Source organism: Rhodopseudomonas sp. BR0C11, from assembly GCF_010820945.1.
Taxonomy (GTDB): Bacteria; Pseudomonadota; Alphaproteobacteria; order Rhizobiales; family Xanthobacteraceae; genus Rhodopseudomonas; species Rhodopseudomonas palustris_H.
In genome coordinates, this window is sequence record NZ_QTKI01000380.1 from 1 (window position 1) to 4,694 (window position 4,694).

Annotated in this window: 5 protein-coding genes; 3 read left to right on the forward strand and 2 right to left on the reverse strand. The window is 61.5% G+C overall.

The window, feature by feature from the left end; all coding sequences use genetic code 11:
* Positions 1–1,139, forward strand: a 1,139-nt coding sequence (locus DYI24_RS21530; protein WP_164573780.1) for an ABC transporter substrate-binding protein, incomplete at its 5' end; no start/stop codon positions are given.
* Positions 1,140–1,213: 74 nt separating this feature from the next.
* Here DYI24_RS21530 and DYI24_RS21535 read toward each other — a convergent pair.
* On the reverse strand, positions 1,214–1,774 hold the full coding sequence (locus tag DYI24_RS21535; RefSeq protein WP_164573781.1) for a GNAT family N-acetyltransferase: 561 nt from the start codon (positions 1,772–1,774) through the stop codon (positions 1,214–1,216).
* A gap of 162 nt (positions 1,775–1,936) precedes the next feature.
* On the opposite strand from DYI24_RS21535, the gene DYI24_RS21540 reads away from it, so the two are divergent.
* Complete coding sequence (locus DYI24_RS21540; protein ID WP_164573782.1) at positions 1,937–2,224, forward strand: DUF6916 family protein; 288 nt, start codon at positions 1,937–1,939, stop codon at positions 2,222–2,224.
* A gap of 76 nt (positions 2,225–2,300) precedes the next feature.
* On the opposite strand, the gene DYI24_RS21545 is transcribed toward DYI24_RS21540, so the two are convergent.
* Positions 2,301–2,930: a phage tail protein gene (locus DYI24_RS21545; protein WP_164573783.1), complete on the reverse strand. Its 630-nt coding sequence runs from the start codon at positions 2,928–2,930 to the stop codon at positions 2,301–2,303.
* A gap of 639 nt (positions 2,931–3,569) precedes the next feature.
* On the opposite strand from DYI24_RS21545, the gene DYI24_RS21550 reads away from it, so the two are divergent.
* On the forward strand, positions 3,570–4,694 hold a 1,125-nt coding region (locus DYI24_RS21550), incomplete at its 3' end, for an IPT/TIG domain-containing protein (RefSeq protein WP_246701336.1).

Genomic DNA, 4,694 nt, shown 5'->3' on the forward strand with positions numbered 1-4,694 from the left:
CCGCCCAGATCGGCGTACTTAACGACATGTCGTGCCTGTACGCCGACATCGGCGGCCCGAATTCAGTGGTAGCCGCCAAGATGGCGATCGCCGATTCCGGGCTCGAAGCGAAGGGCTGGAAGATCGAACTGGTCTCCGGCGATCACCAGAACAAACCGGACGTCGGCGTCAACTTGGCGCGGCAGTGGATCGATGTCGACAAGGTCGACCTGATCACCGACACGCCGAATTCGGGCGTCGCGCTCGCGATCAGCAATCTGGTCAAAGAGAAGAACAGCATCCTGATGAACTCGGGCGGCGCCAGCGCCGACCTGACCGGCAAGGCGTGCAACGCCAATACCATCTCGATGACGTACGACACTTACATGCTGGCGCACGGCACGGGTCAGGCACTGACCAAGGCCGGCGGTGATACCTGGTTCTTCCTCACCGCCGACTACGCATTCGGCGCCGCGCTCGAGCGCGACACCACCGCGGTTGTCAAGGCCAATGGCGGCAAGGTGGTCGGCAGCGTCAAGCATCCGCTGAACACCCCGGACTTCTCGTCGTTCCTGCTGCAGGCGCAGGCGTCGAAGGCCAAGGTGATCGGCCTCGCCAATGCCGGCGGCGACACCACCAACTCGATCAAGCAGGCCGCCGAGTTCGGTATCACCGCGGGCGGACAAAAGCTGGCCGCGCTGCTGCTGTTCATCAACGACGTGCACTCGCTCGGGCTGAAGACGGCGCAAGGCCTGACCTTCACCGAGTCCTACTATTGGGACCTCAACGACAACACCCGTGCGTTCGCGGACCGCTTCCAGAAGCAGGCCAAGAACAACGCCAAGCCGTCGATGACTCAGGCCGGCGTGTATGCCGCGGTGCTGCACTATCTGAAGACGCTGGAAGCGATGGGCGGCAACCCGCATGACGGCGCCAAGGTCGTCGCCAAGATGAAGGAAATCCCGGCGGACGATCTGCCGTTCGGCAAATCGGTGATCCGCGCCGACGGCCGCCGCATGGTGCCGGCGTTCCTGTTCGAAGTGAAGTCACCGGCCGAATCCAAGGGTCCGTGGGACTACTACAAGAAGGTCGCCGACATCTCCGCAGAAGACGCGGCGCGTCCGCTGGCGGACAGCGAGTGCCCGCTGGTCAAGAAGTAAGTCCTCGGACCCTTCGCGAAGTTGATCATGGCCGGGGTCCGCCCCGGCCATCATCATTTAGGCCGAGGCGCCGGTCAGTCCAGCCGCATCGTCATCTGCCGAAACGACTCGCAGTCCGTCTCGACGAAGCCCAGCCGAAGATACAGGCTGCGCGCGCGATCATTGGATGGCTGCACCGACAATGTCAGGCGCTGCGCCCCGACCTCCCGCCCTGCACGCGCGAGGCTGGCGATCACCTCACGCCCGACGCCGCGCCCCTGCGCGGCCGGCAGCAGCGCGATGTCGACAAGACGTAGCGCCAGCTCGGCTGACCTGCCTGTAGCGCCCGCATCCGGCTCGCCCTGATCATGCTGCCCGTCGCTACCCACCTCGTCCGCCACCACCAGGCGACCGACGGCAACCTCCCGCTCCGCAATGATGAAATACTCAGCCCTCGGATAGCTCTGTCGATAGCCGATCCGGCGCGCTTCGAATTGCTGCACGAGTAGCGCGGTCTGCAGTTCATCCGGCATGTCGATGCCGATCCATGCCGCGCGCAACGTCGCGTCCGAAAGGACGCGGCAGAAGACGTCATCCTCGGGCCGCGCCGGCCGGATCGTCAGTCCGGGGACTGTCAACGTGAAATGTGCGCCCATTCTGCTCATCCCACCGCCCGCATGCTCTGCCCCAACCGGCTCTTTGCGGCGCCTCATTGACGACGGAGGCAGTCCGTCGCATCGAAGCGATACTATCTGTCGTTTGGATCAACTTCGAACGCTGCATTTCCGAATGATAATTGCACCAGATCGAGGTCACCAATGTATCTGATGAAGCCTGAAGATTTCGAACCCTGGATCGGGCGTGCCGTCCGCGTGTCCACCGTTCCCGAGCCGGTCGAGCTCACTCTGGTCAGGCTGCAACGCAAGCCACTGTTCATCGGTGCCGAGCGAGAGCCGTTCAGCCTGTTCTTTGAATCGGCCGAAGACGTATACTTGCTCGATGCCGCCTATGAATTCGATTGCGGCCGTGGCGGCCCTTACACCATCCTGATTTCTCAGTTACAGCCGAAGAACGGTCGCAGGCGATATCAAGCCGTCTTCAATTGACAGTATCTCGGCCACGCCCAGCAGGGCGTGGTGGGCTCCCGATGCTTCCATCGGAAGCCCACCAAACGAGTTCTGCTCAGTCCTGAACCGGATACAGGCCCGACAGACAGATATTGGTCCTGAGCGCGAGGTAGGGCGGCAAGGTCTCGACGGGAACGTTGCTTCCGGTGTTGCCGATCTGAACCGTCCCGCCGGTGATGCCGCCGCCGCCGCTTACACCGCCCAGATTTACGGGCGTGCCTGCCGTCCCGGCGGGTGCGTAAATCTTCGGCTGCCCTCCTCCGGTTGGGCCGGTATTGGCCAGTAGCGATCCGACAGCAGGGGAACCCGACAGAGAACTGACCGTGACACCCGTCAGGGCCTGAACTGCCGCCGCACCGCCCCCGCCGCCGGTCGGCGTGAATGTCGCCGCGTGTGAATGCGCCGGCAGGTTTGCCTGAGTCAGCGTGACGCGCTCGACACCGGCATGCGCACCCCACGCATAGTTACTGAGACCCGGCCCCTGCCCGGCACCAATGATCACCCGCGACTGAAGATTGGGGAGCTGAAACGTCGTCCGTCCGTCGCCACCGAAGGTCCCGCCGATCAGCGCGAACAGGGCCTGGTTCTGTGTGACATTGAACGTCTGCCCGGCCGCGACTGCCCAATCCACCGGTGCGTAGTTAAAACTGACCTGCATGATCTGACCAATGAAAGAGTCTGCCATCTGACCAATTCCTTTCGTGGAGAACGATGGGGCGCGAGGCCAGCAGCGTCATGCCCCTCCAATGTCAAATCCGGTCCGCATCAATCCGGACCGAGCTCATTCTCAGCATCTCTCCCCTTCTTGTTGAAAACCATGAAGCGAACCGCCGCACTGAATGACGATCAACCTACCGACGACCGGAAATTCGACCACTCGATAACTTCGTCCAACGACCTCATTTCACCGATGCACAGCAGACAAGCTAATTCGCTTTGCACGACATTCATCATCACTTCGGCAACAATCCACCGGCGATGAACAACTCCCGCGCGTCACTCACGACCAGCTCTCTGCATCAAAAACCAAATCACCAGAATCTTCACTCGACACAAATTCATCAAACCGTGCATTTAGACGGATCGTCCAAGCCAAACTACTAATTAACAATCAATAGATTTCGCAAAGCCTACACGGCTACCACGCAGCAACGCGAACTTGTGACCTATCTACAACGATAAGCCGAATTAGCAATGCTAAATCGCGAGATGTCTTGATACTACAACCAAACAGATGCAACGCTCAATCGTTCGTTTCTCGCACATTTCCTAAAGAGCCGCGTGAACTATCAATTCGTACCTCTCTCTGATTTCGACGAGAGTCATGCGCTTGAACGATTCTGCCAGGTTCTCGCAGAAATCCCGCGTCACGCCGGATGGCACCGCGGCAGAACGGCTATGGGCGGTTTCTCGCCCACCAAAGCCGCCCTCAGCGGAGAGCTGCGCGCGATTGCTGCGGCTTGTTGGCAGCACCTGCGCGCCACCGGCCGGACTCAAGAGCAGGCTTCGTATCCTCGCTTCCGCGGCGCTAGCGGCCGCAGCGATCGCGTTGACTTCGACCGCGAGCTGGGCATCGGCAAGTTGTACAGCCGTGAACGGCGGCGCCTTGAACTACAATGTGACGTTCACGTCGCCAGGCGCTCCCGACGACGGCAAAGGCTTCAACGAGGCCTATTTGACGGCATTCGCTGCTGGCGACACGCTCCATTATTCGGTGACCATCTCGACGACGGCGGGAACCATTGATGCCGGATTTACCGCGGACTATTCGTTCGGTATTCCTGCAACCTTCAATAACAACAGCGGCGCGGGCTTCCATGTCAGCACGTCCGGCAGCTACACGCTGTCGGCCGGCGATATAGTGAAGATCAACAACAATCCAGATGGAGCCTCGACGCCGGGCCTATCTTCGGAAGCGATCGACCAGACCGGCAGCGGGTTTCGCGGCAGCGTGGCTTTCTCAGCCACCTGCACCGCGGCCGGCAGCCCGACGGTCACGTCGGTATCGCCGACGTCCGGTCCGACCGCTGGCGGCACCTCGGTGACGATCAACGGCACGAACTTCACCGGGGCGACGTCAGTGAGCTTCGGCTCGAACTCGGTACCGAGCAGCAGCTTCACTAGCAGTTCGTCGACCCAGATCGTCGTGCCGTCGCCGAGCGGCAGCGCCGGCACTGTGCATATCACGGTGACAAACGGAGTCGGCACCTCGGCGACGAGTTCGAGCGACCAATTTACCTATGTGGCGCCTCCGGCGATCAGCTCGATCTCGCCGAGTTCAGGCTCGACCGCGGGCGGCACCGCGGTGACGATCGGCGGGACGAACTTGTCCGGCGTCACCTCGGTGACCGTCGGCGGCGCCTCGGCGACGCTCGGCACCAATACGTCGACCTCGATTAGTATCACCACACCGGCCGGCACCGCAGGCGCACGCAACGTCGTTGTAACG